This window comes from Candidatus Cloacimonadota bacterium (assembly GCA_011372345.1).
Lineage (GTDB): Bacteria > Cloacimonadota > Cloacimonadia > Cloacimonadales > TCS61 > DRTC01.
In genome coordinates this window covers 1-2,134 of record DRTC01000505.1, presented here as the reverse complement: position 1 = coordinate 2,134, position 2,134 = coordinate 1, and the positions used below count along the sequence as shown (strand labels likewise).

Genomic DNA, 2,134 nt, shown 5'->3' with positions numbered 1-2,134 from the left:
CTTTTGTTCCTTACCTTATGAAGAAATATGATTTGAATAAGTATGTTGAGATTGTTTCCCAAAAGCTTGATGTTGATATAATTCTGGGATATTTTAATAAATATGTTTATAAATTTTTACTGATCTTTTCCCTGTCGTTCTTCTTTCTGGTTGGATTTGGAAACATGATCTTATATTTAATTATTCATTAGAAAAATTAAAATGAGGTGATTATGAAAATACTTTTTTCTTTATTAATTTTATTGCCGATTATTTGTTTTGCCGAACAATACGAACTCGATGATTTGATCGAGATCGGTTTAGAAAATTCGTATGATATTAAGAATCAGGATTTATCTCATAAAAATACAATATCTTCTATGAGAAGCAGTTGGTTAGGTCTTCTTCCTGATATTACTGCGAATGCAAGTGCCGGTAAAAATATCATCAAGAATGAAACGGATTGGTCAAGAAGTTCTGGAATTTCTTTGAGCAAAAGCATTTACTGGGATGATCAAACATATTTCAGTATCAGATTGGCAAATATCAACAAGAAGAATTCCGATCTTAATATGCAAAATATGAAAAAGTATATTGCTTTCAATGTTTTCTCAAAGTATATTTCTATTTTGGAAGCACAAAAAAGTTTGCAGATTCAGGAGAAAAATTTATTACTTCAGAAAAAAATTACGGAACAAATCCAGGTGCAGTATGATTCGGGGGATAAATCATTGCTCGATCTGAAACAAAGTGAGATTTCTTTACTCGATTATGAAATAGCTGTTGCTGAATATGAGAATGATTTGAAAAAAGCAAGGAAAAACCTGTTTTTGTATCTGAATATAGAAGATGAAGGATTGGAATTTTCCGAACCGGATTTTGTTATTTCAGATCAGGAAATTGAATATAGCGAAAATATCGATATTCAAACAAAAAGGAATGATCTGAAAAGTTCAAAACTTTCGCTATTTCAGGATAAACTCAATTTTTTCCCGGATCTATCTCTAACTTATTCATACAGTTATGATAATGACTCATATTTCGATTTCTCAAACTATGATGATTCTCATACACTCTCGTTGAACGCTTTCTATCCAATTTCAGACTTGCTGGAAAGAAGGGAATCATACAGCCGGGCAAAGAATAATTTAAAGATATCTGAAATCGATTTGCAGGAAAAAGAAAATGACTTAAAAAATGATTACGAAAATCTTCTCAATGACATTCAAACCTTAAAAAAATCTTACGAGTTGTATCAGGAAAAGAAAGATCTGGCAGCAGAAAACCTGGAAATGGCACAAAAGCAATTCCAACTTGGGATCATCAGTTTACTTGATTTTGACCGAGCGAAAATAGATTTTCAAAATGCAGAACTATCTTATATAAATAAACATTATGAACTGATGAGAAAACAGGAGGAAATCAATTATAAATTATCTCATAAAATTTTAGGGAAATGGTAATAATCACTTTCCGAAGCTTCTAACAAAGGAATTCTTAAATGTAAGATTCGGAAAGTTTAATTGTTTTTGCGGAAGCAGAAAGAAACCGCTGAAAAGGTTCAAGAAAGATCATGAAAAAAGAAGTTTTATTTAGGAAAATCAAAGAATAAGTACATCAATTTGATAAAGATGCCAAGATCATCCTTTACGGATCGAGAGCAAGAGGAGATTTTCGAGAATATTCGGATTGGGATATTTTTATTCTTTTGACAAAAGTAATCGATTTTAAACAAGAAGTAAAATTAAGGTATAAATTATATGATATCGAAATAGAATCAGGAGAAATCTTGAATCTAATTTTTGAAAATTTGAAATACTGGAACAGTAAAAGAAACAGTTGTTCTCCATATTATCAAAGTGTTGTTCACGAAGGTATTTATTTATGAAGGATTATAAGAAGGAATATATAAATTACAGAATCCGCAGAGCAAAAGAATCTTTTCGGGTCGCACAGATTTTATTCAAAGAAGATTCATTTAATAGTTCTGTGAATAGATTGTATTATTCTGCTTTTTATATTATTTCAGCTTTGTTATTAAAATTCGGATATTCTTCATCAAAACATACCGGTGTTAGAGCTTTATTTATTCAACATTTTATCAAGAAAGAATTAATTCCCAAAAAATATGGGAAGCTTTATAAGTTACTTTTTG

Annotated in this window: 3 protein-coding genes; all 3 read left to right on the top strand. The window is 29.9% G+C overall.

Features of this window, described 5'->3' with window-relative positions; translation table 11 throughout:
* Nucleotides 1-212: 212 nt before the first annotated feature.
* Nucleotides 213-1,442: a TolC family protein gene (locus ENL20_09750; GenBank protein ID HHE38840.1), complete on the top strand. Its 1,230-nt coding sequence runs from the start codon at nucleotides 213-215 to the stop codon at nucleotides 1,440-1,442.
* Between the two features lie 176 nt (nucleotides 1,443-1,618).
* A complete protein-coding gene (locus tag ENL20_09745) occupies nucleotides 1,619-1,867 on the top strand; it encodes a nucleotidyltransferase domain-containing protein (protein HHE38839.1) in 249 nt (82 codons plus the stop codon).
* A partial coding sequence (locus ENL20_09740) for a HEPN domain-containing protein (GenBank protein ID HHE38838.1) occupies nucleotides 1,864-2,134 on the top strand: 271 nt, incomplete at its 3' end. The genes ENL20_09745 and ENL20_09740, both read left to right, overlap by 4 nt.

Excerpts from the sequence above, each read along its gene's own strand:
- ENL20_09750 (HHE38840.1), top strand. The coding sequence starts at position 213 with ATGAAAATACTTTTTTCTTTATTAATTTTATTGCCGATTATTTGTTTT.